This window comes from Mycobacterium sp. (genome assembly GCF_046095365.1).
Taxonomy (GTDB): Bacteria; Actinomycetota; Actinomycetes; order Mycobacteriales; family Mycobacteriaceae; genus Mycobacterium.
The window spans coordinates 1-2,951 of the sequence record NZ_JBJTJF010000216.1 but is presented as its reverse complement, the minus strand read 5'-3'; the positions used below and the strand labels follow the sequence as shown (position 1 = coordinate 2,951).

The following is a 2,951-nucleotide window of genomic DNA, read 5'->3' as shown; positions in this document are numbered from 1 at the left end:
TGGGAAGGGCCACCGGGGCGTTGCTGGTCTGCAGGTCGTCGACCAGCGAGCGGAGCTCACCCAGGGTCGAGGCGCCGGTGGCGGTCTTGACCCGCTGTGCGTGCTCGACCATCGACAGCTGACCCTCCGCCAGGGCGGTGTCGAGGATCTGGCAGGTGTCGGAGCGGTCGCTGTCCTTGGCCCGGGTTCCCGCCGTCCGACCTATCGCCACGCCGATGATCGTAGAAGTTTGCGGTCGGTCGCGTATCGGCGGCAACGGCTCCGACGTACTCTGGTGTCCGTGCGATTGCAACGACAGGTGGTGGACTACGCCCTGCGGCGGCGTTCCCTGTTGGCCGAGGTGTACTCGGGCCGCACCGGCGTGACCGAGGTCTGCGACGCCAATCCCTACCTGTTGCGGGCCGCCAAGTTCCACGGCAAGCCGTCCTCGGTGATGTGCCCCATCTGCCGCAAGGAGCAACTCACCCTGGTCTCGTGGGTGTTCGGCGACCATCTGGGCGCGGTATCCGGTTCGGCGCGCACCGCCGAGGAGCTGGTGCTGCTGGCGACCAGGTTCAGCGAGTTCGCCGTTCACGTCGTGGAGGTGTGCCGGACCTGCAGTTGGAACCACCTGGTCAAGTCGTACGTGCTCGGAGCGCCGCGCCCCGCCAAGGGCGCACCCGGCACCCGGACGGCGCGCCGCTCGGGCGCGCGCACGGCCAGTGAATAACGACGAGGGTCAGGACCGGTCTTCCACCGCCAAGCCGAGTTCGGCTCGGGGTGCGCGCCATCGCGCCGAGGATCGGGAGTCCAGTCAATCCGCAACCGCCGCAACTGAATCCGCCTCCGTTCGCCGCCGCCAGGTACCGCCCGACGACCGGGTGACCGCGATCATGGCGCCGGTGACCGCCGGCCCGACGGTGGCCGACCTGCGCGATCCGATCGACGAGGTCAAGGCGGCGATCGACGGAACCCCCAGGCCGACCCAGCCGGCGGCGCCTCCTCCTCCGCCCCCCGGCGGCGACGACGGCGCCGGTGCCGCCGAGCGCGGACCCCGCCGGTTCTTCGAGGGCTGGGGCCCGGGGCGGTGGCTGGCCGCAGCGGCGGCGCTGTTCGTCGTGCTGCCGATCCTGACCTTCGGCCTGGCCTATCTGATCGTCGACGTGCCCAAGCCCGGCGACATCCGCACCAACCAGGTGTCGACCATCTTCGCCAGCGACGGCTCGGAGTTGGCGAAAATCGTTCCGCCGGAGGGCAACCGGGTCGACGTCGACATCAACCAGGTGCCGATCCAAGTCCGCAACGCGGTGATGGCCGCCGAGGACCGCGACTTCTACAGCAATCCGGGCTTCTCCATCACCGGCTTCGCCCGCGCCCTGCACAACAACCTGTTCGGCAACGAGATCCAGGGCGGCTCGACTATCACCCAGCAGTACGTCAAGAACGCTCTCGTCGGCGACCAGCGGACCGGGATCGGCGGCCTGATCCGCAAGGCCAAGGAACTGGTGATCTCCACCAAGATGAGCCGGCAGTGGTCCAAAGACGAAGTGCTGCAGGCGTATCTGAACATCATCTACTTCGGCCGCAGCGCGTACGGCATCTCCGCGGCGTCCAAGGCCTACTTCGACAAACCGGTCGACCAGTTGACGGTCTCGGAGGGCGCGCTGCTGGCCGCGCTGATCCAGCGGCCTTCCACGCTGGACCCGGCGCTGGACCTCGAGGGCGCCACGGACCGGTGGAACTGGGTGCTCGACGGAATGGTGACCATCGGCGCGCTGTCCAAGGAAGAGCGCGCCGTGCAGGTCTTCCCGCAGACCGTCTCACCGGATCTGGCCAAGACGGCGAACCTGACCACCGGACCCAACGGGCTGATCGAACGGCAGGTCACCAAGGAACTGCTCGACCTGTTCAACATCGACCAGCAGAGCCTGAACACCCAGGGGCTGCAGATCACCACGACCATCGACGCGCAGGCGCAGGCGGCGGCGGTGGACGCGGCCGCGACCTACCTGGACGGGCAGATGCCCGAGATGCGCACCGCGGTGGTGTCGATCGACCCGCGCACCGGAGGGGTGAAGGCCTACTTCGGCGGCACCGACGCGGCCGGATTCGACTTCGCCCAGGCCGGTCTGCCGACCGGTTCCTCGTTCAAGGTCTTCGCCCTGGTGGCCGCACTCGAACAGGGCATGGGACTGGGCTACCAGGTGGACAGCTCGCCCTACAAGGTCGACGAGAAGCTGACCATCACCAATTCCGAGGGTGAGAGCTGCGGCAACTGCAACATCGCCGAGGCGCTCAAGCAGTCGCTGAACACCAGCTACTACCGGCTGATGCTGAAGCTGCGCAACGGTCCGGCCGACGTTGCCGACGCCGCCCACCGCGCGGGCATCCCGCAGAGCTTCCCGGGAGTGGAACACACGCTTTCCGAGGACGGTCTGGGCGGCCCGCCGGGTCCGGGTGTGGTGCTGGGCAAGTACGAGACCCGGGTTATCGACATGGCCTCGGCGTACGCGACGCTGGCCGACTCCGGGATGTACCACCGGCCGCACTTCGTCGCCAAGGTGGTCAACGCCGCCGGAGAGGTGCTCTTCGACGCCGCCGCCGAGGAGAACACCGGCGAGCGGCGCATCGAGGCCGCGGTGGCCGACAACGTGACCGCCGCGATGCAGCCGATCCCCGGTTGGTCCAACGGCCACACCCTGTCCGGTGGCCGGCCGGCGGCCGGCAAGACCGGCACGCATCAGCTCGGTGACACCGGAGCCAACCGGGACGCCTGGTTCGTCGGCTACACCCCGCAGCTGTCGACGGCGGTGTGGGTGGGCACCGTCAAGGGCGACGTGCCGCTGGTGAACAGCTGGGGCGGCCCGGTGTACGGCGCGGGGATCCCGGCCGACATCTGGAAAGCCACCATGGACGGCGCGCTCAGGGGCACCGACTTCGAGTCGTTCCCGACGCCGGAGGAGGTGGGCGGG

3 protein-coding genes are annotated in these 2,951 nt (G+C 69.0%); 2 read left to right on the top strand and 1 reads right to left on the bottom strand.

Annotated features, from left to right (window positions below; all coding sequences use genetic code 11):
• Nucleotides 1–211: DUF1707 domain-containing protein (locus ACKOQ4_RS17030; protein ID WP_526293768.1), on the bottom strand; the 211-nt coding region annotated here is incomplete at its 3' end.
• Nucleotides 212–280: 69 nt separating this feature from the next.
• Between ACKOQ4_RS17030 and ACKOQ4_RS17025 the strand changes: the two genes are divergently transcribed.
• A complete protein-coding gene (locus tag ACKOQ4_RS17025) occupies nucleotides 281–709 on the top strand; it encodes a DUF5318 family protein (RefSeq protein ID WP_526293767.1) in 429 nt (142 codons plus the stop codon).
• A 163-nt stretch (nucleotides 710–872) separates the two neighbouring features.
• Nucleotides 873–2,951 (top strand): transglycosylase domain-containing protein (locus ACKOQ4_RS17020; protein WP_526293769.1); only part of this gene is annotated, 2,079 nt, incomplete at its 3' end.